20 protein-coding genes and 1 pseudogene are annotated in these 22,731 nt (G+C 65.4%); 7 read left to right on the forward strand and 14 right to left on the reverse strand.

Annotation, left to right across the window (positions count from 1 at the left end):
- Positions 1-40: 40 nt before the first annotated feature.
- The 3 genes and pseudogenes from DC366_RS04875 to DC366_RS04885 form a co-directional block, all read right to left on the reverse strand.
- Entirely contained in the window at positions 41-2,062 is a 2,022-nt protein-coding gene (locus DC366_RS04875) for a capsule polysaccharide biogenesis protein (RefSeq protein ID WP_108691073.1), read from the reverse strand.
- Positions 2,062-3,210 (reverse strand): polysaccharide biosynthesis/export family protein, encoded by a 1,149-nt coding sequence (locus DC366_RS04880; protein WP_500690304.1) that lies wholly within the window; start codon positions 3,208-3,210, stop codon positions 2,062-2,064. The genes DC366_RS04875 and DC366_RS04880 overlap by 1 nt, the downstream gene beginning before the upstream one ends.
- Positions 3,211-3,348: 138 nt before the next feature.
- Positions 3,349-4,416 (reverse strand): annotated as a pseudogene (locus tag DC366_RS04885) (capsule polysaccharide biogenesis protein); the annotation flags it as partial.
- Between the two features lie 134 nt (positions 4,417-4,550).
- On the opposite strand from DC366_RS04885, the gene DC366_RS04890 reads away from it, so the two are divergent.
- Positions 4,551-5,138, forward strand: a complete 588-nt coding sequence (locus DC366_RS04890) for a riboflavin synthase (RefSeq protein WP_108691076.1) — start codon at positions 4,551-4,553, stop codon at positions 5,136-5,138.
- A 15-nt stretch (positions 5,139-5,153) separates the two neighbouring features.
- Here DC366_RS04890 and DC366_RS04895 read toward each other — a convergent pair whose 3' ends face one another.
- The 8 genes from DC366_RS04895 to DC366_RS04930 all read right to left on the reverse strand — a co-directional run bounded on the left by DC366_RS04895 (position 5,154) and on the right by DC366_RS04930 (position 16,062).
- Positions 5,154-6,419, reverse strand: coding sequence for an HlyD family type I secretion periplasmic adaptor subunit (locus DC366_RS04895; protein WP_108691077.1), 1,266 nt, complete (start codon positions 6,417-6,419; stop codon positions 5,154-5,156).
- Positions 6,420-6,451: 32 nt separating this feature from the next.
- Positions 6,452-8,242 carry a type I secretion system permease/ATPase gene (locus DC366_RS04900; RefSeq protein WP_108691078.1) on the reverse strand — a complete coding sequence of 597 codons (1,791 nt, stop codon included), beginning with the start codon at positions 8,240-8,242 and terminating at the stop codon, positions 6,452-6,454.
- Positions 8,243-8,481: 239 nt separating this feature from the next.
- Positions 8,482-9,123: a DUF3726 domain-containing protein gene (locus DC366_RS04905; RefSeq protein ID WP_108691079.1), complete on the reverse strand. Its 642-nt coding sequence runs from the start codon at positions 9,121-9,123 to the stop codon at positions 8,482-8,484.
- Positions 9,120-10,811, reverse strand: a complete 1,692-nt coding sequence (locus tag DC366_RS04910; protein ID WP_108691080.1) for a hypothetical protein — start codon at positions 10,809-10,811, stop codon at positions 9,120-9,122. The genes DC366_RS04905 and DC366_RS04910 overlap by 4 nt, the downstream gene beginning before the upstream one ends.
- Before the next feature lie 61 nt (positions 10,812-10,872).
- A complete protein-coding gene (locus DC366_RS04915; RefSeq protein WP_108691081.1) occupies positions 10,873-12,417 on the reverse strand; it encodes a BCCT family transporter in 1,545 nt (514 codons plus the stop codon).
- 39 nt (positions 12,418-12,456) lie between these two features.
- Positions 12,457-13,416 carry a membrane dipeptidase gene (locus DC366_RS04920; RefSeq protein ID WP_500690305.1) on the reverse strand — a complete coding sequence of 320 codons (960 nt, stop codon included), beginning with the start codon at positions 13,414-13,416 and terminating at the stop codon, positions 12,457-12,459.
- Positions 13,417-13,567: 151 nt separating this feature from the next.
- A complete protein-coding gene (locus DC366_RS04925) occupies positions 13,568-15,016 on the reverse strand; it encodes an aldehyde dehydrogenase family protein (RefSeq protein ID WP_108691083.1) in 1,449 nt (482 codons plus the stop codon).
- 167 nt (positions 15,017-15,183) lie between these two features.
- On the reverse strand, positions 15,184-16,062 hold the full coding sequence (locus DC366_RS04930) for a LysR family transcriptional regulator (protein WP_108691084.1): 879 nt from the start codon (positions 16,060-16,062) through the stop codon (positions 15,184-15,186).
- A gap of 133 nt (positions 16,063-16,195) precedes the next feature.
- Here DC366_RS04930 and DC366_RS04935 point away from each other — a divergent pair, with 133 nt between their 5' ends.
- Together DC366_RS04935 and DC366_RS04940 are read left to right on the forward strand one after the other, a co-directional pair.
- On the forward strand, positions 16,196-16,507 hold the full coding sequence (locus DC366_RS04935; RefSeq protein ID WP_108691085.1) for an ETC complex I subunit: 312 nt from the start codon (positions 16,196-16,198) through the stop codon (positions 16,505-16,507).
- Between the two features lie 247 nt (positions 16,508-16,754).
- Complete coding sequence (locus DC366_RS04940) at positions 16,755-18,128, forward strand: MATE family efflux transporter (protein WP_243405042.1); 1,374 nt, start codon at positions 16,755-16,757, stop codon at positions 18,126-18,128.
- Between the two features lie 15 nt (positions 18,129-18,143).
- Here DC366_RS04940 and DC366_RS04945 read toward each other — a convergent pair whose 3' ends face one another.
- Both DC366_RS04945 and DC366_RS04950 read right to left on the reverse strand, forming a co-directional pair.
- Positions 18,144-18,548, reverse strand: coding sequence for a hypothetical protein (locus DC366_RS04945; RefSeq protein ID WP_108691087.1), 405 nt, complete (start codon positions 18,546-18,548; stop codon positions 18,144-18,146).
- 10 nt (positions 18,549-18,558) lie between these two features.
- The gene (locus DC366_RS04950) at positions 18,559-19,761 is read right to left on the reverse strand and encodes a pyridoxal phosphate-dependent aminotransferase (RefSeq protein ID WP_108691088.1); all 1,203 of its coding nucleotides are present in this window, start codon (positions 19,759-19,761) and stop codon (positions 18,559-18,561) included.
- An 87-nt stretch (positions 19,762-19,848) separates the two neighbouring features.
- Between DC366_RS04950 and DC366_RS04955 the strand changes: the two genes are divergently transcribed.
- From DC366_RS04955 to DC366_RS04965, 3 genes are all read left to right on the forward strand, one after another.
- Entirely contained in the window at positions 19,849-20,259 is a 411-nt protein-coding gene (locus DC366_RS04955; protein WP_108691351.1) for a helix-turn-helix domain-containing protein, read from the forward strand.
- Entirely contained in the window at positions 20,243-20,503 is a 261-nt protein-coding gene (locus DC366_RS04960; protein WP_108691089.1) for a succinate dehydrogenase assembly factor 2, read from the forward strand. The genes DC366_RS04955 and DC366_RS04960 overlap by 17 nt, the downstream gene beginning before the upstream one ends.
- 108 nt (positions 20,504-20,611) lie before the next feature.
- Positions 20,612-21,118 (forward strand): MarR family winged helix-turn-helix transcriptional regulator, encoded by a 507-nt coding sequence (locus DC366_RS04965; protein WP_439331647.1) that lies wholly within the window; start codon positions 20,612-20,614, stop codon positions 21,116-21,118.
- Positions 21,119-21,178: 60 nt separating this feature from the next.
- On the opposite strand, the gene DC366_RS04970 is transcribed toward DC366_RS04965, so the two are convergent.
- Positions 21,179-21,607 (reverse strand): VOC family protein, encoded by a 429-nt coding sequence (locus tag DC366_RS04970; RefSeq protein ID WP_108691090.1) that lies wholly within the window; start codon positions 21,605-21,607, stop codon positions 21,179-21,181.
- A gap of 155 nt (positions 21,608-21,762) precedes the next feature.
- Here DC366_RS04970 and thyX point away from each other — a divergent pair, with 155 nt between their 5' ends.
- On the forward strand, positions 21,763-22,677 hold the full coding sequence (thyX, locus tag DC366_RS04975) for an FAD-dependent thymidylate synthase (RefSeq protein WP_108691091.1): 915 nt from the start codon (positions 21,763-21,765) through the stop codon (positions 22,675-22,677).
- Positions 22,678-22,731 lie beyond the last annotated feature (54 nt).

Below are 22,731 nucleotides of genomic sequence, written 5' to 3' on the forward strand. Positions count from 1 at the left end.
GCGCCGCATGGATCCTATGGTCTGCGCGGCGCTTTGCCGTTCAGCGCCAGAGGGCCGCGCGGGATGCGAATAGCCCCTGCAGTTTCGACAAGGCGCGGTTGCTCGCGCCGCGCCGCGGCAGCGGGCCGGAGCCAAGCCGCCCGACGATGACCTCCACGGGGCAGGGCAAGCCCGTTATCGGATCATGATAGCGAGGGTAGTCGATCAGCGCGGCATGCACGAGGCCCGCCAGTGTCGGCCGTGCGCTGCGCCTTGCGGGCACGCGCCCCAGATCGGTGGTCAGGCCCCAGCCCGCGTAGAAGGGCGCGCCGGTGGTTGTCACCGGCAGGCCGCGCAGCAGCGCCTCGAACCCCAGAAGCGATGTCATGGTCCAGACCCCGTTGACCTTCGCCAGAAGCTGCGCGGTATCGGCCTCGGGCAGGACAAGATCGGCAAGGTCGCTTGTGTCCCTTTGCCCAAGTGCGCCGGGGCGCAGGCCCGCTTCGACATCGGGGTGGGGTTTGTAGAGGATCACGGCATCTGGATGCGCGGCGCGGGCGGCGCGCAGCAGCGCAAGATTGGTGCAGATATCTCCGGCGCCCGCGCGGATCGACGCGTCATCCTCGACCTGGCCGGGCACCAGGATAAGCTGGCCCTCCGGCAGTTCCGGCGCCGTGCCGCCAAGATTGTACTTCGTGGTGCCCTGCCCGCAGATTGCCGCGATCAGCGCCTCGGCGCGCCGCGTCTGATCGGGGCGCATACGGGCGCGGCGGGCGATCCAGTCCTCCAGATCGCTGGGCTGGCCGGGATCGTAATAGATGCCGCGCGTGTCGCAGACGAGACTGAGCGGCGGCACCAATTGCGCGCCCAGCCCGCGCGAGCGCAGAAAGCCATCCTCGACACGCACGGCCCCCTCGGGCGCGCCCTCGGCCTTGCCCGCCCAGACCATGTGGCGCCGGCCGTCTCCTTCGTCCCGGCCAAAGCGGACGGGCCGGTAGCGCCCGAACACCTGCTGAAGCGCGCCCCGTTTCCACAGCCGCATCCCGTGCGCGCACCAGCCGCGATGGTCCTCGCGCCACGTGCGCGCCGCGGCCTCCAGCGTATCGATGACCTGCTCGATCTCGCACAGGGTATCGCGGAAGGGATCGTACCATTTGGGATAGAGGATCATCGCCGCCGCGAAGATCTGCGCGCGGCTGAGCGTGCGGCCCCGGCGCGGCATCGCGAGCGGGTGGCGGTCCTCCGTCAGACCCCAGCCGGCATAGAAGGGTCGGCCGAAGACGCGCGGGCGATGACCCGCAAAGATCGCCTCGAAGCCAAGCTGACTGGAGACGGTGTAGACGCCGATTGCCCCCTCCAGAAGCGCCCAGGGGCTGACCGGATCCGGCAGGAACGTGATGCGCCCCCCGGCATTTTCAGCGCGGAAATACCCGGCGCGGCAGCCTTGCGCGGTTTCTGGATGCGTCTTGATGACGATGCGCGCACCGGGGTTTTCCTCCTGCGCGTAGTACAGCATCTCCCGGAAGGTGTTCGCATCGGCCCCGCCAAGGCGCACGGCGGCATCGTCGCGTGTCTGGTCTATCACTAGGACATAGCCGGGATCGGGGCAGGGCAGGGCCGGATCATGGGCGTTGTATTTGCTCAGATGCGCCTCCTGCAGCCGCGCGATGGCGGCGCGAGAGCGGTTCATCAGCGCGGTATCGTCCAGGGGATGCGTGGCCAGAAGCCGCTCCAGATCGGAGGGGTGCGAGGCGTCGTAATGCGCGCCGTCGGCGTCGATCAACAGGCCCAGCGGCGGCTCGCCCGACTGGCGGGCGGGATGGACCGAGCGCAGCCATGCATCCTCAAGCCGGATCAGGCCCGCGCCCGTGCGCGCCGCCGCGGCCTCGCCGCGATGGGCGTAGGGGCTGTGACCCCAGACCGCGACCAGATCATCGGCGCCGGGCCATCCCAGCCGCATATCATAGCCCGCCAGCGCCATGATGCGGCGCAGGCGGCGTTGCCTCAGAAAGCCGCCGTTGAAATAAAAAACCCGCCGGCGCCCCTCGGCACCGGCGGGATTTCGGGCGCGCGGGCCGGGCATTAACTGCCGCCAAGCGCCGTGCTGGCCGAATCGACCGTGCCGATCACGCCGAGCGATCCGGTAAGCGCGCCGATGACCTTGCTCCACTGGGCGAAGGGCGCCTCGGTCACATAGAGCGTGTCCTGATCGCGCACCGAAAAGTCGCGCGCCATGAACATGCCGTTCGGCTTGGTCAGGTCCAGCACGTAAACCATGCGCTGGTCGCCCATCAGGTCATTGCGGCCCAGAACCTGATTGGCAATCTCGGCCGGCTCGTTGCGCAGGATGAAAACGCCCGTGGGATCGGCGGCTGACGCCTGAAGCCCGCCGACCGTTGCAATGGCTTCGATCGCGGACAGGGTCTGCGTCTCGAATGTCACGCGCGATTGCGCGCCGGTCGCGCCAAGCGCGGTAAAGGCGCGCGTGTCCTGCTCGACCAGGATACGGTCTCCGCCGCGCAGCGCGATATCGAAATCGGGATTCTTGTAGAGGTCCTGAAACCAGACCTTGCTGCGCTGGTTGCCGCGCAGGACGGTGATCTGGGCGACCTCGGCGGGAATGACGATCCCGCCCGCCGCCGACAGCATCGCCGACAAGGTGCGCGTGGGACGCTCGATCGGATAGACGCCTTGCGCGCCGACCGACCCGACAAGGGACACTGTCGCGCCATCGCCGGCCAGGCGGCGGACCTGCACCTGGGGATCGGGGGTCTGCTCGTCCAGCTTCGAGGTGATGATGCGCCGAATGGCTTCGGGCGTGTTGCCCGCGGCGCGGATCCGGCCCGCATAAGGCACAAAGATAAAGCCGCTGCCGTCCACCTGAACCTCTTCCAGAACGGTCTGGTTCGTCGCCTCGCCTGCCAGCAGGCCGTCATCGACGTTCTCCCAGATCGTCAGCCCAAGCGTGTCGCCGGGGCTGATCGTGTCCGAGCCAAGCTGATTGGCATTGCGAAACCCGTCGCTGAACCCCAGTGCCGGTTGCACCGCCGTCGCGCGCGTGACGCGGTCGTTGACCGACACGACGAATGCATCGCCCGACCGCTCGACCGATCCTGCATAGATCTGACGTTTGTTGGGGCCAACTTGTGGCATGATACCGCACGATGCCAAGGCCAAGGCCATGGACGCAAGGGCGACGGAACGCGCCCATCGACGTGTCTGGAACTTCACTGCTCGGTCTCCTCGACCTGATTTTCTGCCTCGGCCTTGGTCGTATCGCCGTCTGCGCGGCGTAACTCACCCTTCAGGTTAGCCGAATTGCAAATCAAAATAAAGCGTTCCGGGGCAGCCGCGTCAGATAACCAGCCGCAGCGGCTTGGTCGAGACGAATTCGGGTTTGGCATATACCGCCTGCCCGAAGGTCTTGAGCGGAATTCCGCGCCACAGCACCTGCTGGCCCGCCGTCGAGTTGACGGTGACGGCGCTGCGCGCCTCGTCCAGAAGCTGCGCCAGCTTGCCGCCGCGCACGAAATGCACCCGGTCCGCGACGCCGTGGGCGCGCGCGAGCCGCCGCAGATCGCGCCGGATGGGCGCGCGCCCGTCCTCCAGCGGATGCGCCTTGATCACCAGATGATGATGCGTCGGCGCGCCCTTGGCAAACCCCCGGACGACGGTTTCGAGAAACTCCGACATCGTGCCGAAGGGCGAGTGCATCTGGAAACTGCTGTCATGCTCCAGCTGCAGCAGCGCCAGATGAAAGGGAAATCCGCCATGCCGGATGCGCCATGTCGCGATGCGCCTGTCGACCGCCTGCGCCGGCATCAGCAGGAGCCGCCGCAAGTAGAGCGCGAATTCCTTGCGCACGGTGATCGCGCGGTGGGGCCTGAAATTGCGATATCCACGGTTCAGCGCGAGTACGAAGAAATGATAAAGCGCGCCGTAGAACACGTGCTGGCGCATGTCGCCCCAACTGGCCGGGGGCAGGGCGCTGTCCATGTCCGATTGCTCCAGATCGGCGCGCATGCGCTCGACCGTGAGGTCCATCAGCCGCGAATTCCCGTTGCTCCCGCCGCGCTCGTAGGTGACCCAATAGGGCCGCATGTAGCCTTCCTCGAATACATGGATGCGCAGGTCCCGCGCGCGCGCCTGCGCGACCGCCTCGGCGTGAACGGGGCGCGTATCGCCGTAAAGCACGATGTCGGTGATGCCGCGCCGGTCCAGTATCTCCTGCAGCGTTCGCGACCACAGCTCCGGCGTGTCGCGATAGGCGATGTAAGTGCTCCGATCGGGCCAGAACGCGCGATCACCCGCGTTGAACCCCACGCGCAGCACTTGCGCCTGGGCGCGCTGCAGCATGCGGGCCAGCCGCGCAAAAAACGGCCCGTGCGGCCCTTGCAGGAACAGAAAAACGCGCTGAGGAGCAGATGAAGTCGTCATAAGCGATCATAATTACCGTTCTTGCGGAAAATAGCCGCCGATCTGGGCGAAAGTAAGACAAAAACGTCAGGCTGGCTTGTCAGGCAAGCAGGCGGCGGGTTAGCTGCGCCCAGCATCAAGGAGGAGCCGGACGCATGTTCACGGGCATCATCACCGATCAGGGCCGCATACACACTCTGACGCAGCGCGGCGATCTGCGCGCGCGCATCACGTGTTCCTACGATACCGATACGATCAGCCTGGGCGCGTCCATCGCCTGCGATGGTATCTGCCTGACCGTGGTCGAGACCGGCGCGGATTGGTTCGATGTGGAGATTTCCGCCGAAACCGTCTCCAAGACCAACCTGTCCCGCTGGGCCGAGGGGCGCCGCATCAATCTGGAGCGTGCCTTGAAGGTGGGCGACGAGCTTGGCGGGCATATCGTATCGGGTCATGTGGACGGCGTGGCCGAGATCATCGCGATGCGCGACGAAGGTGACAGCACGCGTGTCACGCTGCGCGCGCCGGAGGCTCTTGCCCGTTTCATTGCGCCCAAGGGCTCGGTCGCGCTGAGCGGCACGTCCCTGACGGTGAACGAGGTGGACGGGTGCGAGTTTGGCATCAATTTCATTCCGCATACGAAGGACGTGACCACCTGGGGCGATGCAGCCGTCGGCGATCTGGTCAACCTCGAGATCGACACGCTGGCCCGCTACGTCGCACGGCTGCGCGAGTTCGACTGACACGCGCCGCGCCCATCAGCCGCGGAACGCGCGGGCGAAGTAATCTGTCAGCGGCTTGGTCAGATAGGCGATCGGCGTCATGTCACCGGTTCGGATGAATGCCTCGACCGGCATGCCGGGCACAAGCGTGACGTCCTGCGGCAGGCGCGCGCGCTGGGCCTCGCCGATGGAAATGCGCGTGCGGTAATAGCTCATCTGCGTGCGCTCGTCCTGAAAGGCGTCAGCCGAGATCCGTTCGACCTGCCCGATCAGTTCGGGCGTGCGCCGCTGGTCCAGCGCGGAAAAGCGCAGGATGACATCCTGGCCGGGATGCAGCTGGTCGATATCGGTGGGATTGACCTGAGCCGTGATGACCAGCGGCCGGTCCTGGGGGATGATGTGCAGCGCCGGATCCGCCGCGCGCAGGACCGAGCGCGGCGCGAACACCTGCAGCCCATAGACGATGCCCGCAACCGGCGCCACGATGTCCAGACGGCTCAGCTGTTCGGTCAGCGAGGCACGCTTCTCGCGCAGTTCCAACTCGCGGTATTGCAGATCACGCAAGGTGGTGATCGCTTCTTCGCGGCGCTGGGCGCCCAGTTTGACCAGTTCGATGTCGATCTCGGTCGCGCGCCCCTCGGCCTGCGCCTTCTGCGCGATCAGGTCGCCCAGCGATCCCGTCAGCCGGGCCTCCTCGCGCCTGAGCGCCAGAAGACGCGATGTCTGCGCCAGCCCCTTGTCCAGCAGGATTTGCTGGCTGGTGCGCTCTTCGGAAATCAGTTCGATCTGTTCGGACAGGGAGGCCTGCTGCGCCTCGATCCCCACGATCTGATCTGCAATCTGGCCGCGCCGCTTGGCGAGCTGGCCGGTTTCGCTGCGGGTGGTGTCGGCGCGCGCCTCCAGCAAGCGGCGCTGACCCTCCATCAGCTCGGCGGCGTCGGGATAGCGCGCGGCCGCGTCGATCAGCAAGGGATCAAATGTGATCGCGTCCCTTCCATCGCGCTCAGCCTCAAGGCGCCCGCGGCGTGCCATCAATTCGAAAAGGTGGTTTTCGGTGATGGTCAGCTGTGACTGAAGCAGCGTCGCGTCCAGTCGGATCAACGTCTGGCCGGCCGACACCACGCTGCCTTCCTCTACCATGATGGACGCAACGACGCCGCCATCCGGATGCTGGACGACCTGCCTGTTCTGGTCCACTTCGATTTGCCCCGGGGCTATGACCGCGCCGGCAATATTCGCAAAGGCCGCCCATCCGCCGAAACCGGCGACCAAGACGAACAGCGCGGCGCCGCCGATCAGCATGGGCTGGCGCGCGGACCATTGACGCGATTGAGTCACTGCACGCCCCCCTGTCCGACGGATTGAACGATCTGCGTCCGGTTTCGCACGACTTTTTGCAGAACCTCCTCCTTGGGACCGAAGGCGCGCACCTCGCCCTGCTCCAGCATCAGCAGCATGTCGCATTCCTGGATCGCCGCGGGACGGTGGGCCATGATCAGAACCGATCTGCCGTCTGCCTTGAAGCTGCGGATCGCGCGGTTGACCGCGGCGCTGCCCTCGTTGTCGAGATTGGAGTTCGGCTCGTCCAGAACCAGGATCACGGGATCACCGTAGAGCGCCCGCGCAAGTCCGACGCGCTGCATCTGCCCGCCCGAAAGGCGCCCGCCGCCCGCGGTCACATGCGTGTCATAGCCTTGCGGCAGCTTCAGGATCATCTCATGCGCGTCTGCCGCCTTGGCGGCGGCGACGACGCGGTCGGCGTCGGGGGCATCCGACAGGCGGGCGATGTTCTCGGCGACCGTGCCGTCGAACAGCTGCACGCGCTGCGGCAGATATCCGATATGTTCGCCCAGTATCGCAGGGTCGAACTGGTCCAGCGTGGCGCCATCCAGCCGCAGGGCGCCGGCCCGTGGGGGCCAGACGCCGGTGATGGCGCGCGCCAATGTCGACTTGCCCGAACCAGACGGGCCGATCACGCCCACCGCTTGCCCCGGCTCTACCGCAAAGCTGACGGATTTGAGGACGGGCGCCGTGTCACCCGGCGCAAACACGGTGGCCTTGATCAGCTCCAGTCTGGCCTTGGGGCGCGGCAGCGCGGTCCGGGGCATTTCGGGCGGCACGTCCTTCAGCAGCTGCGCCAGGCTGGTCCAGCCTTGCCGCGCGCGCTGGACCAGCGCCCATTGGCCCACCACCTGTTCGATCGGTGCCAGCGCGCGGCCCATCAGGATCGAGCCCGCAATCATTGCGCCCGCTGTCATCTGGTTCTGCAGCACCAGATATGCCCCGAGGCCCAGCATCGCCGATTGCAGGGCGAGGCGGAACGCCTTGGTCGAGCATGTAAATGTCGTTCCCAGATCGGTTGCGTCGATCTGTTTCTCCAGCGCGGTGCCGCGCGCCTTTTGCCAGCGGTCGAACGCGGCGCCGCGCATGCCCATCGCCTGCACCATCTCGGCCTCGCTGCGGATCTGCGTGGCGATCGCGTCGGCCTGAACCGCGGTGCGGCCGGCATCGCGGGACGGCTGACGCGTGGTGATCTGGTTGAGGATCGCGATCGCGACCAGAAGCGCGCCGCCCGAAAGGGCAAGGATGCCGAGCCACGGATGGAATATCCATATGCCGGCCAGGAATATCGGGGTCCAGGGCATGTCGAACATCGCCGTCAGCACGGGCGAGACCATCAGCCGACGCACCGCTTCCAGATCGGCAAGGCCCGTTGCGGTGCCCTGATCGGGCTGGATTGCGGATTTGCGCAGCACGGCATCGAACACGCGCTTGTCCAGCCGCGCCTGAAACCGCGCCCCGACGCGGCCCATGATGCGCCCGCGCGCGAAGTCGAGGATGCCCATCATCGCAAAAAGAAATCCGACCAGCACCGTCAGCGCCAGCAACGTCTCGACCGAGCGGCTGCCCAAAACGCGGTCATAGACCTGCAGCATGTAAAGCGGCCCGGTCAACATCAGAAGGTTAACGAAGACACTGAAAACGCCCACAAACCAATACAATCCGCGAGATTCGCGGCGTGCGGCGCGCAATTCGGGCAATCCCGGCTCGACCGGGCGCGCGGGCGCCTGTGGCCGGGCGCTGGGCGCAGATGTCAGGCGGGCGATCTTGGCGCTGGATGACATACGCTCAGGCCGCCGCAAACCGCGGAGCCGCGTGCGTGACTGCGTCATTATCGGGAACAATGGGCATCATGACGTCATATGAAATCATGCGAGTGAACATAAGGTTACTCAATCACGAAATCATGGGGCGCTAGCTAATCTGCAGATGCTTAACTGCGCATGCCCGCTTCGCAAGGGGCATGCCTGGCCGATCGAAGCGTTTTGGGGCCGTCTGGTGTGCGGGTTTTGCGCGAGGCGTGTCAGTCATTGTCGCGCAGCCCGGCGCCTGCGCCGGACAGACGGCTGGCGGCGGTGTCGGGCGCGTAGGTGCGCTGCGCAAGCGCGCCAAGACGCGCGGCCGTGGCGCTGTCCAGATCATAGCGCAGCTGGCAGGTCGGCAGCGGCAGATCGGCCGCGGCGCCGCGGCGGATGACGGCGCGCCCGGCAGGCGCCAGCGGCACGGGTGCCGTGCCGCGCAGATCGGCCGCAAAGGCGAAGGTGGCGCCGTCCCATGTGACATTCAGCGCGTGGTCCGCATCCTCTGCCGCGCCCGCGACGAAGGACAGCAAAAGCAGCGGGAACGCGCACTCGGCAAGCGTGATCTCGGCTTGCAAGGTGGCTTCCGCGGCCATGTCGCACAGGGCCGCGCCGGTCGCTATGGGGCACAGCATGCCGCCCGCCGCCTGCCAGACCGGCGCCGCGGTATCCAGCGGGCGCATGCGGCCCAGCGGCCTGCGGTCATACGTCGCCAGCAGCGCGTCCAGCGCTTCGGGGCCGGGCAGGCCCAGTGACGCCAGCCATCGCACGGCCTTGCCCGCCTCTTCGGCCAGGCCCCAGTCGAACCCGCCGCCGCGGGCGGCCTTGCGTGCCAGCCCCTCGATTTCGCCCAAGGACCAGGTCATGACGCCTCCAGCGGCGGATAGGTCCAGTCATCGGCGTCGCAATCGGCCAGCTCATGCGGGAAGGGCGCGTGCTGAAACATGGTGATGCGCACCCACCGGTCCGAGCGCGGATCGAAATGGCAGGCGCCGAAAAAGCTGAGCTTGGCGCGCAGCATGTCGATGGGCATCAGGCTGGCGCCGATGGTGTTGCTGCGGATCTCGGCATAGGGCAGGCGCGCCGCGATCTGGGTGCGGCGCACGATGTGGCGATGCTCGGGATGGGCCAGCACGAAGGCGGCGACATTCGCGCCGCCGAACGCCTCCAGCGCGGCGAACATGCGCGCGGCATCGCGGCCGGGACACAGCGGTTGCTCGTAGGGCTCCAACGGCTCCAGCCGCCGCTCGCCCAGACGCGGCTCCAGCTTGGCGTCGGAGATGTACCAGACGCGGTCCTGCGCGCCGTCCGCGTCCCAGTCGATCTCCAGCGCCCAGCCATAGATGCTGCGCACCGCATCCTTCAGCCGCTCGATGCGCATGGCGCCGTCGATGCGCCATTGGCGGTCCTCGTCGCAGGACATGGTGCCGACCAGATCGTCGGACATCTGCGGATAGGGCTCCAGCAGCAGCGCGGCCAGCTGCTCCTGTCCCTCGATGGACAGCGCGCCGCCGGCCCAGTTCCACAGGCGGTCCCAAGGGTGCGGCGCGGTGAAGTCGGCCGTCTCGACATGGGCGGACAGGCGCGCCAGATCGCGGCGCAGATCGGCCAGCTTGGCGATCTGGAGGGGGTGATCGCTGTGCCACGCCTCGGCGTTCAGGACCGCGCGGCGCAGGATGTGGCGGAAGGCGGCGACGTCATAGGGCGCAGCCACCTCTAGCGCGCGGATGCGCGCCAGCGCCGTCTCGCGCGCGGCGATCCAGCAATGCAGCAACGCGGGGTGATTGAGCAGATAGGGCGCCATGCCAAGCCCCGTGGAATTGCCGATCCCGAAGCGGCGGCGCAGCTGCGGCTCCAGCGCGGCGGCGGTGCCCGGCGATTTCAGCTGCGCCATATGCTCGACCAGATCCATCACGAAGGCGCGGGTCAGGTAGACCGACAGCATCTCGACCTGATAGGGCGCGTGGAATTCGGGACGATCCGCGATCACGGCGCGGTCGGCGGCCCCGAACTTGCCGGAGCCATAGACGGCGGTGGTGCGCATCAGATATCCCACGTCGCCGATCAGCGCCGGATCGGGCTGCTCGCCTGCCGCCAATGCGGCGACGACATGATCCCACAGCCGGACCGAGCGGTTGGCGCGGCTCAGCGACAGCTCGCTCTGGCTAATGCGGCCGGCCTCCTGCAAGGGCACATTGGCGCGGAGGCGGTCGATATCGGCACCCGTCGGCACGCCGTCAAAGAGCGTGAACGTGGCGTCCCATTCGGTCGCGATCACCCGGTCCGAGCGTTTTTCCGGCGCAAGATCATTGGCAAAGGCGATCAGGCTATAGGCGCGCTGCGGGCCGCGGGCGGTGTAGACGGCGCAGCCGACGCCTTGCGCGTCGATATCCCAGACCGGGCGCGTGAACTGCCAGTTTTCGGCCTTGAGCCGCCGCAGCAGGATGCGCATGAACGACAGACGGGATTGATGAAACGAGCCCAGCCGTTCAAGACGCATGACCTGGTCGGGCTGGCGCATCCCGGCAATCGTGGCCGGCTGGTCGATCTGCATGTCATCTCCTCCCTTGGAAACAAATAGGGCGGCCCCTGCGGGCCGCCCAGTGAATTTCGCGTCAGAGCGTCCCGCGCCCTTTGCCGATGGTGATGCGCAGCGCATCCCATAGAGATGGCAGCAGGATCAGCGACACCGGAACCGCGGTGACGACGATGAAGCTCTGCAATTTGCCGATGCCGCCCGAGCCGGTCCAGATCAGGATCATCGCCATGATGCCCATCGTCACGCCCCAGAAGACGCGCACGCCGGTCGCGCTGCGATCCTCGTCCGACATGGCGACCGAGATGACATAGGTCATCGAATCGCCGGTCGTGGCCACGAAGATCGTGGTCAGGACCAGGAAGAGCAGCGACACAAGGAAGCCCAGCGGCATCTGCTGCGTGATCGACAGGAGCGCGGCGGGCAGGTTGAACCCCTCGAACGCCGCCGAGACGGAGCCGGGATTTTCCAGCTCGAACGCGATGCCGGAGCCGCCGACGATGGTAAACCAGAAGGTCGTCACGATCGGCGCGACGATCGACAGCATGATGATGATCGACCGGATCGACCGCCCGCGGCTGACGCGCGCAATAAACATCGCCATCAGCGGACCGTATCCCATGAACCAGCCCCAGAAGAACACGGTCCACCAGCCCAGCCAGCCCGGAGGGCCGAACACGTCCGCCTCGCCGCGGTGCAGCGCCATGCCGAAGAAATTGCCGATATAGGTCGAAAAGCCCGAGACATAGCTTTTAAGGATGAACGCGGTCGGCCCGGCGATCAGCATGAAGATCAGCAGGATCGCCGCAAGGATCACGTTGATCCGGCTGAGGATCTGAATGCCCTTGGACAGCCCCGTAATGGCCGAGATCGTGTAGATCGCCACAAGCCCCGCGATGACGGCGGCCTGCGTGGCGAAGGTGTCGGGGATGCCGAACAGCGCCTCCAGCCCATAGCTGACCTGAAGCCCCAGGAACCCGACGGGGCCGACGGTGCCCGCCACCACGGCGATGATGCAGCACGCATCGGCGATCCAGCCAATGGGGCCGGTAATCGCGCGGTCGCCGAACACCGGATAGAGCAGGGTGCGCGGCGCCATCGGCAGGCCCTTTTCATAGTGGTAATGCATCAGCATGATGGTGCTGAGCGCGCCCAGGATCGCCCATGCCAGGAAACCCCAATGCATGAAGCTTTGCGCCAGGGCGGGCGCGACGGCGGCGGGGGTGCCGGATTCGCCTCCGTAATAGGGCGGCGAGGACAGGAAATGCGCCATCGGCTCGCCCGCGGCCCAGAATACGCCGCCCCCGGCCAGAAGGGTGCACATGATCATCGCGCCCCATTGGAAGATCGGAAATTCCGGCGTCAGCACGCCGCCCATGATGGACCGGCTGCCCGGCAGAACGATCAGGACCAGCCCCATCAGGAAGGTCGCCAGCAGCAGGAATTGCCAGTAGAGACCGAAATATTTTGCCGAAAAGGCAAAGCTGGCATCGACGATGGTCGATAGCAGGTCGAGATTGACCAGCGCGATGATGCAGAAAAGGGCGATGAAGCCGCCGGTCATGGCGAAAAGCGGCACATTTATATGCGCCCGTCTTCCGCGCTCCGAGGTGGTTTCCGTCATGTGACACTCCTCCCTGAGTGTTTGAATTGCTGCGCCGGATCAGTCCGGCGTGCCTGCCGTGCCCGCAGAGTCGCGGTGCAAACCGCGGGGGATGAAGCTTTCGCCGAAGAAACGCAACCAGTTGCCGCCCATCAAACCGTCGATTTCCGCCTGATCGAAGCCGATTTCGCGCAATCCGCGCTCGAAATTTCCGAAATCGCGGTTGTCCTTGAACCATTCGGGCTGGGCCGGAAATCCGGGGGCGGCGGCGCTGCCTTCGCCATAGTCGATGCTTTTGGTCCAGCGGCCGGTGCGCATCCATTCGACCACGCTGTCGGGCTGATCCTGGCACAGATCGGTGCCGATGCCGAAATGCTGGACGCCGAACTGCTCGGCGGCGCGCGCGATCATCTCGCAGAACTGGCGCAGCGTGCAACCCGAGCCGTCTTTCAGGTGGTGCGGATAGGCGGAAAAGCCCATCATGCCGCCGTTTTGCGTGACCGCGCGGATGACATCGTCGCGCTTGTTGCGCAGGGCGGGCTGCCAGCTGTGCAGGTTGGCATGGGTGATCGCGATCGGCCGCTCGGACAGGTCCGCGGCCTCGATCGTCGAGCGATCCGCCGAATGGCTCATGTCGATGACAAGGCCGGTGCGGTTCATTTCCTTTATCACCTCGCGGCCCATGCGGGTGAGCCCCGGATCCTCGGCCTCGTAACAGCCGGTGGCCAGAAGCGACTGGTTGTTGTAGCTCAGCTGCATGAAGCGCGCGCCCAGATCGTGCAGCACCTCGACCAGACCGATGTCATCCTCGATGGGCGAGGGGTTCTGGAAGCCGAAGAAGATCGCCGTGCGGCCGGTCTCGTGCGCGGCGCGCACATCGCCCGCCCACCGGCCCTTTGTGATGAGCTCCGGGAATTGCTCGAACCAGCGGTTCCAGCGCTCGATATTCAGCACTGTTTCGCGGAAATTCTCGTGATAGGCGATGGTCACATGCACCGCGTCCAGCCCGCCGTCGCGCATCTGGCGGAAGATCTTTTCCGACCAGTTGGCATATTGCAGGCAATCGATGCGGGGGCGGAACGTGGTCACGGCGCAGCTCTCGCCGCCGCGCGTTCAGAGGCGGCGGATTTGAGTAATTTTGCCAAGATGAAGGCTCGGTGTGCCGGGCGGGTCATGAAGGGGTGCCGCTGGAGATATAGGATGTCTTGACGATGGTATAGAAATCGCGCGCGGTCTGGCCCTGTTCGCGCGGGCCATAGCTGCTGTCGCCGCGCCCGCCGAAGGGGACGTGGTAATCGGTGCCCGCGGTCGGCAGGTTGACGGTAACGACGCCGGTGCGCGCGTTTCGCCGGAAATGCGTGGCGCGGGCCAGGTTTTGCGTCACGATGCCGGAGGTCAGGCCGAAATTGGTTTCGTTGACGACCGAGAGCCCTTCGTCATAGCTGCCCACCTTGATGACCGCGGCGAGGGGGGCGAACATCTCCTTGCGGTTGATCTGCATCTGGTTGGTGGTGTTCAGGAAAACGCCCGGCGACATGAAATAGCCGTCGGTGTCCAGGCTCAGGCGCTCCCCGCCGCAGGCCAGCTCGGCGCCCTCGGCGCGGCCTTTTTCCACCCAGGCGAGGTTCTCCGTCAGCTGCTGCTCGGACACGACCGGCCCAATCTGGGTGCCGTCTGCGAGCGCATGGCCCACCTTCATCGCCTTGGTGTCGGCGACCAGCTTGTCCACGAAGGCATCATGCACGCCGTCCATCACCACCAGCCGCGAGGAGGCGGTGCATTTCTGGCCGGTGCCGCCGAACGCGCCCCCGAGGGCCAGCGTGACGGCCAGATCCAGATCTGCGTCATCGGTCACGAAAAGCGCGTTTTTCGAGCCCATTTCCATCTGGATCCGCGTGAAGTTCTGCACTGCCGCCGCCGCAATCCCGCGCCCCACGAGAACCGAGCCGGTAAAGGAGACCGCGTCGATCAGCGGGCTTTCGACCAGACGCTGGCCGACATCGCGCCCGGCGCCCATGACGAGGTTGAACAGACCCTTCGGGATGTCCTGGCGCGAGATGATCTCGGTCAGCGCGTGGGCAGAGGCGGGCGTGACATTCGCCGGCTTCCAGATCACCGCGTTGCCATAGGCCAGCGCGGGCGCGATCTTCCAGCTGGCGGTGGCGGTGGGAAAGTTCCACGGGCTGATGATGGCCACCGTGCCCACAGGCTCGCGCCGCACGTCGATCTCGACGCCCGCACGCACGGAATCCGCCGTCTCGCCCAGCTGGCGCAGCACCTCGGCGGCGTAGTAGGTGAAGAACTGTCCCGCGCGGAACACCTCGCCGCGGCCCTCGGCCAGGGGCTTGCCCTCCTCGCGGCTGAGCAGCGTGCCCAGCTCTTCGGCGCGGGCCATCAATTCGGTCCCGATGGCGTTCAGGACGGCCTGCTTGCGCTCCAAGGGGTAGGCGGCCCATTCGGCCTGAGCGCGGCGTGCCGCGTCCAGCGCAAGGTCCAGCTGATCGGCGCCGGCCTGCGCGTAATGGCCGATGATGTCGCTCAGGTCCGAGGGATTCACGTTGGCAACATGGTCCGGACCGTCCAGCCACGCGCCCGCGATGTAATTCTCAGATATCTTCATGACGGCATGACCCCTTGGCGTGTGTTCGACCTTGCCGCGCCGTGTTGGAGGCTTTGGAAGCGCCGCGCGGCTTCGCGCCGTATCAAACGCCTGTTATCGCTTCAGGGCAAACGCAATCTGATTGAATGGAATTCAGAATAATTGAAGTTCGGCCAGCCGCGGCCAGATCAGACCGGCAGGTTCATGTCCGCGGCGCGGATCGCCGCGGCCAGCGCTTCGGCTGCCGGGCTGAGGCCGCCGGGGCCGGGTGTGACCATCCAGACCTCGCGCCGCGTCTGCGTGCCGGCCAGCGGCAGGAAGACGAGATCCGTAAAATCGAGGGGCAGCGCCATGCGCGGCAGGACGGTCACGCCTGCGCCTGCGCGCACCATGCCAAGGATGGACGCGGTATTGCGCAGCATGAGGTTGGATGCGGCAAGGACGGGCTGAAAATCGGGGTCCGTTATCTGCGCGCAGAGACCGTTGGCAATGAACGCGGCGCCGTCCAGATCGTGCCAGCCGACGCCGCCTTGCGTGCGGCTCAGCGGATGACCTGCGGGGCAGATGACGCCGTATGCGTCCGAAAACAGCAGTTCGCGCCGAAAGCCAGGGAGGATCGGCAACGTGGCCAGCCCGATATCGGCGCGCCCTTCGATCAGGTGGCGGCGCACGGCGTCGCTGTCGGCGTCGCGCATGTCGATGCGCACGCCGGGGCGCGCCTTGATGAAATCGCGCAGGACGCGCGGCATGATCATCTGCGCCACCGACGGCGTGCAGGACAGGCGCACATGCCCCGCCCGTGCCTGCGCCAGCGCCTCGATCGCGTCGATGGTGCGCGCGTGATGCATGAGCGCGCGCGCCGCCTCGTCGCGGATCAGCGCGCCGAGTGGCGTGAGGCGCGATTTGCGCGTGCTCTCGAACAGGGGGGCGCCGACATGGTCCTCGAACTGGCGCAGCATCATCGAGACGGCCGACGGCGTGCGCCCCAGCGCATCGGCCGCACCGGTCAGGCTGCCGTGATCGGCGACCGCATGAAAGCAGCGCAGCATTTCGATCTTGATGGCCACGGCGTTCTGTCCTGTTGCAGGTGGCGGGGCCTGAAGGGTAGCGCATCCGCGCCGCATCGCACAGGGCCGCGATTGACATTCCGCCCGGATTTGAGGCACATGGGCCAAGCCCTATGCCGCAGGAGACACGAGCATGCCCGCCCGCATCTACAGACCCGCCCGCACCGCCATGTCCTCGGGCACGGCCAAGACCCGTTCGTGGGTGCTGGAGTATGTCGCGGGCGAGGCGCGCGAGGTCGACCCGCTGATGGGCTGGACATCGTCGCGCGACACGCAGGCGCAGGTGCGGCTGAGCTTTCCGACCAAGGAAGCGGCGCTGGAATATGCAGAGGCCCATGGCATCGATGTCGTGGTGCAGGACCGCAATATCCGCAAGCCCAACATCCGTCCGGGCGGCTACGGCGAGAATTTCGCGACCAACCGCCGGGGCGTCTGGACGCATTGATGCGGCCATGGCTGCGCGCGGGTTGAAAGCCTGTTCGCGGGACAAAAGTTCATTGAGTTTGCGCGGTGGATTGGCCAACCTGGCCGGGTTCTTGCCTGATGTGTCATCTCGATGAGGACGCGCCCCGCCTGACCTCGGCATGGGATGCCGCCATTGGGGCGTTGGCTGCGCCGGTCCTTGATTGCGGCTACAGAAATTGGGGCAAAGCGCTTTGGCGAGACCGCCCAGGGAACCGATCTGAGTCACCATGCACAGCCCCGATTTGACCCGATCCGCCATGTTCTTTCGCGATGCGCGCTCGCTGTTGGTGCTGGGCGTGCCGCTGATCGGCAGCCACCTGGCGCAGATGGCGATCCATCTGACCGATTCCATCATGCTGGGCTGGTTCAGCGTCGAGGCATTGGCGGCGCAGGTATTGGCGCATACATTCTTTTTCGCGCTCTTCATCATGGGATCGGGATTTGCCTTTGCGGTGATGCCGATGGTGGCCAGCGCCGTGGCGATGGGGGACGAGACGCAAGTGCGCCGCGTCACGCGCATGGGCTGCTGGGCGTCGATCCTCTTTGCGGCGCTGGCGCTGCCGCTGATCCTCAGCTCCGAGACGCTGTTTCTGGCGCTGGATCAGAACCCGCGCACCGCGGCGCTGGCAGCCGAGTATCTGGACATCGCGGGCTGGGTCATTGTCCCGGCCCTGCTGGTGATGGTGCTGAAATCATACCTTGCGGCGCTTGAGCGCACGCAGGTCGTGCTGTGGCTGACGCTGGGCGGTGTCGCGGTGAACGGGCTCGTGAACTATGCGCTGATCTTCGGCAATTTCGGCTTTCCCGAGATGGGCGTGCGCGGCGCGGCCATTGCCTCGCTCAGCGTCACCAGCGCGACGCTGGTCGCACTTTGCATCTATGTCGCCGCTGCAACGCCCGAGCATGCGATGTTTCAGCGCGTCTGGCGCCCCGATTGGGAGGCGCTGCGCGACGTCGTGCGGCTGGGCTGGCCGATCGGGGTGACCAATCTGGCCGAAACGGGCCTCTTTGCCGCGTCCTCGGTGATGATGGGCTGGCTGGGCACGCTGCCGCTGGCGGCGCACGGGATCGCGCTGCAGCTGACATCGGTGACGTTCATGGTGCATGTCGGTCTGTCGAACGCGGCGACGGTGCGCGCCGGGCAGTCCTTTGGCCGCCGCGATCGCGGCGGGCTGCGCCGTGTCGCGCTGGTGTCGGGCAGCGTCTCGGGCGCGTTTGCCTTGCTGACCGCGGCGGCCTTCGTGCTGATGCCCGAACCGCTTCTGGCGATCTTCCTCAGCCCGGATGATCCGGACCGCGGCGCGGTGATGGCTGTGGGCGTCGGGCTGCTGGCCGCATCCGCGCTGTTCCAGCTGGCCGACGCGGGACAGGTAATGGCGCTGGGGCTGCTGCGGGCGGTGCGCGACACGCGCGCGCCGATGATCATCGCGGGGATCAGCTATTGGGTGATCGGCATTCCGGCCAGCTATATTCTGGGGTTCCCCTTGGGGATGGGCGGCACGGGCATCTGGATCGGGCTTGCCATCGGGCTGGCGGCCGCGTCCACTTTGCTGGCCGTGCGGTTCTGGCGCTGGACAGAGCGCTGGGCGACGGACGGCTGACGCGCGCCCGGCGAGTCAATTCCCGGCCAGCATACGGTCCGCTTTTTTACGCACCAAGACCGTGCGCAGATCATGCATGGCCAGCAGCAAGGCGTCGGTCACGGCGTCCAGCTGTGCGTCCGTGGCCTTGGACTGCACCCAATGGGCGGTCGTGTTGAGATAGTCCACCGCGCGGTGGATATCGTCGATATCGCGGTATTCCAGCAGCTCCAGCCGCTCGGCCATCCAGTCGCGGATGACGGACAGATCCTCGTCCGTCAGCTCGCGCTCGCCGTGGGGCTTGATCTCGCCCTTGCGGATGTTGACAACGGCGATCTGGTCCATGTCGATCCGGCGCTGACGGTTCTCGGTGTCCACGCGGAACACGAAGGCCCCGTTCTCGCGGATCCTGAAATAATAGTCAGGCAGATCTCCGGTCATTGAGGTCCCTTTATGTCAGCGCCTTGCAGAAATCCTGTATCCGCGTGCAGGCTTCTTTCAGCGCCTCGTCCGACGTCGCATAGCTGACGCGGAAGTTGGGCGACAGGCCAAACGCGGCGCCAAAGACGACGGCCACGCCCTTCTCCTCCAGCAGCGCGGTGGCGAACACCTCGTCATCGGTGATCTTCGTGCCGTCCGGCGCGGTCTTGCCGATGCAGCCCTTGATCGACGGATAGACATAGAACGCGCCCTCCGGCACCGGGCATTCGATGCCGTCCGCATCGTTCAGCATGGACACCACCAGATCGCGGCGCCGCTCGAAAATCTCGTTGTGCCGGGCGATGAAATCCTGCGTGCCATTCAGCGCCTCGACGGCGGCCCACTGGCTGATGCTGCACGGGTTCGAGGTGCTCTGGCTCTGGATCTTGCGCATGGCGGCGATGATCTGCTCGGGGCCGGCGGCATAGCCGATGCGCCAGCCGGTCATCGCATAGGCCTTGGAGACGCCATTGCAGGTGAGGGTGCGGTCATAGAGCTTCGGCTCGACCTCGGCGGGTGTGCAGAATTTGTAATCGCCGAACACCAGATGTTCGTACATGTCGTCGGTCATGATCAACACATGGGGATGCCGCAAGAGCACATCGGTCAGCGCCTTCAACTCGTCCCAGGTATAGCCCGCGCCGGTGGGGTTCGAGGGCGAGTTGAAGATGAACCACTTGGTCTTGTCGGTGATCGCGGCCTCAAGCTGTTCGGCGGTGATCTTGTATCCGGTTTCCATCCCGGCGGCGACAAAGACAGGCTCGCCGCCCGCGAGCAGCACCATGTCGGGATAGCTTACCCAATAGGGCGCGGGAATCACCACCTCGTCGCCGGGGTTCAGCGTGGCCATCAGCGCATTATAGAGAATCTGCTTGCCGCCCGTGCCGACGCTGACCTGCGCGGGACTATAGTCCAGCCCGTTATCACGCTTGAACTTGGCGCAGATCGCCTGTTTCAGCTCGGGGATGCCGTCGGGGGCGGTATAGCGCGTCTTGCCCTCGTCGATGGCGCGCTTGCCCGCCTCGCGGATGTTTTCGGGCGTGTCGAAATCCGGCTCCCCGGCGCCCAGACCGATGACATCGCGGCCCGCCTCCTTCAACTCGCGCGCCATGGTGCTGACGGCGATCGTGGGCGAGGGTTTGACGCGCGACAATGTCGCGGAAAGCATGGTCATGGTCGTCTCCGGTTTGAAATGTCGGCGTGGGTGTTCTAGGTTGCGCTACGATCCGGATCAAGCACGATCACATAAGAGGACATGGATATGAGTGTCGAGACGCCCGAAAAATGGTTCGACCCCGAGGCGACGACTTTTGGCGACCGTCTTGCCGGTGCGCGCGAACTGGCCGGAATGACGCAGGCGCAGCTGGCCAAGCGGCTGGGCGTCAAGAAAAAGACGATGGACGATTGGGAAAACGACGTGCGCGATCCGCGCGCGATGCGCCTGTCGATGCTCGCGGGTCTGCTGAACGTGTCGCTTTTGTGGCTGCTGACCGGCAAGGGCGACGGCCCCGGAGACATGCCCGATCCCACCAGCTTTGTGCGCAGCGGGCATCAACTGCTGGATGAGGTGCGCGCGGTGTCCGCCCAGATGAAGCTGAACGCGGAGCGTCTGGAACGGGTCGAGCGGGAATTGCAAGACCTGCTGAAAGCGGACGATGCCGGAGCCGCGTGACATCCGCCTGCGCCGCCTGACGATGCGGTCAATGCGGCGCGGCATCCGCGAGATGGACATCATCCTGTCGCGTTTCGCCCATGCACGGCTGGATCGCCTGAGCGCCGCCGAGCTCGACATCTACGACGCGCTGCTGGAGGAGAACGATCAGGATCTCTACCAGTGGGTCAGCGGCCAGACCGCGCCGCCAGAGCGCTATCAGGCGATGATCCACCAGATCGCAAAGTTGCCCGATACCGTCTGACCCGGCGAAATAGATCGCATTTTAGCGGTAAAAGCGTTTTATCCGCGTGGTTTAACCGATTGTTCGGCAATTTGGGTCAGTTTCCTTCCGAGCAGGTTTTGCACGGAGATGGAAATGAGCATGCACAATCCCATGGCGCCCCCCGCCGCAGATCAAGGTTTCATGGCCGGGTATCTGGACGCCCTCGCACTGGTCGAACGGCTTCACCGGCTGCTTCTGGACGTGATCAAGGATGAATTCGAACGGGTCGGCGTTCTGGACATCAACGCCGTTCAGGCGCTGCTCTTGTTCAATATCGGCGATAACGAGGTGACGGCAGGCGAGCTGAAATCGCGCGGCTATTACCAGGGCAGCAATGTCAGCTACAACCTCAAGAAGCTGGTCGAGATGGAATATATGCACCATCAGCGCTGCGAGATCGACCGCCGTTCCGTGCGGGTCCGCCTGACGCCGCGCGGCCGGGAGATCCGCGATGTCGTCACGGGGCTGTTCGGGCGCCATGCGGAGGGGCTGCAGGCCCACGGGGTGCTGGGGGCCGACGGTATCGATCAGATCACCAGCTCCCTGCGCCGGGTCGAGCGGTATTGGAGCGACCAGATCCGCTATATCTATTAAGGCCTTTTCCCGCAGGGTGGCGCCGGGCGCGGCGCATAACGCGCGCCCGGCGCCTGCATCCTACCAATGGCCGGTGTTCTCCATGCTGGCCCACGGCTCGGCAGGCTCCAGCGCATCGCCCTCCTGCAGCAGCTCGACCGAGATGTTGTCCGGGCTGCGCACGAAAGCCATATGCCCGTCGCGCGGAGGGCGGTTGATGGTCACGCCGTTCTTCTGCAGATGCGCGCACATCTCGTAGATATTGTCGACGCTATAGGCCAGATGTCCGAAATGGCGGCTGTCATCGGGCAGCTTGTCATCGCCGTCCCAGTTATGTGTCAACTCGACAGGGCATTCCTCCTGTCCTTCGGGCGCCATGAAGATCAGCGAAAAACGCCCGGCTTCGTTGTCCATGCGCCGGATTTCGCGCAGGCCCAGCAGCTCGAAAAAGGCCATGGTCTTGTCCAGGTCCTTCACGCGGACCATGGTGTGCAGATAGCGGATCGTCATTGCGGTCTCCTTATGATTTCCGTTGGCACCTATCCTAGAGGGATCTGCACCCGCGTCCACCGCATGCGCGCCGCGGCGCTTTCTTCGCCCGCAATCTGGCGCTAGACAGAAATGCAATCGACTCATGCCCATTTTTGCCGCGCGAAGGACCAGCCATGCCCCTTACCCCTCAGCAGATCGCCGAAATCGACGCACAACGTGCCCAGCCGCAGACAACCTTGCGCGCGACAGCCCACGGGATGGAGGCGCATCTTTACACTGCCTATCCGGTCCTCGATCACGGATTTGTCCGCGTGGTCGACTACATGGGCGACGACGCCGCAATCTGCCAGGCCGCGCGGGTCAGCTATGGCAAGGGCACCAAATCGGTGCAGAATGACGAGGGGCTGATCCGCTACCTCATGCGTCACTGGCATTCGACCCCGTTCGAGATGTGCGAGATCAAGCTGCACGTCAAACTGCCCGTTTTCGTCGCGCGCCAGTGGATCCGCCACCGCACCGCCAACGTCAATGAATACTCCGCCCGCTATTCGATCCTGGACCGCGAATTCTATATTCCCGCGCCCGATGCTTTGAACGCGCAGAGCCAGGTCAACAATCAGGGCCGCGGTGACCTGCTGGAAGGGGAGGAGGCGGATCGCGTGCTGAAATACCTGCGCGACGACGCGATGCGCTGCTATGACCATTACGAGGAAATGATTTCGGACGAGGGCCAGCAGGGCCTTGCGCGCGAGTTGGCCCGGATGAACCTGCCCGCCAACATCTATACCCAATGGTACTGGAAGGTCGATCTGCACAACCTGCTGCACTTCCTGCGCCTGCGCGCCGATTCCCACGCCCAATACGAGATCCGCGTCTATGCCGAGGAAATCTGCAAACTGGTCGCCGACTGGGTGCCTTTTGCCTACCGCGCCTTTGAGGATTATCGCATGGGCGGCGCGCAGCTGTCGGCCACCGCACTGGATTGCGTGCGCCGGATGCTGAAGGGCGAAGAGGTGACGCAGGAGAATTCCGGGATGAGCAAGGGGGAATGGCGGGAGTTTGAAGGGGTTATTGGCGGAAATTCCTGATCAATATGCGTAAAGCGGTTGTATAGTTGTATATATGTCCGTTTTACCAGTGAG

Source organism: Pelagivirga sediminicola (genome assembly GCF_003072125.1).
In the GTDB taxonomy this organism is placed as follows: Bacteria; Pseudomonadota; Alphaproteobacteria; order Rhodobacterales; family Rhodobacteraceae; genus Roseovarius; species Roseovarius sediminicola.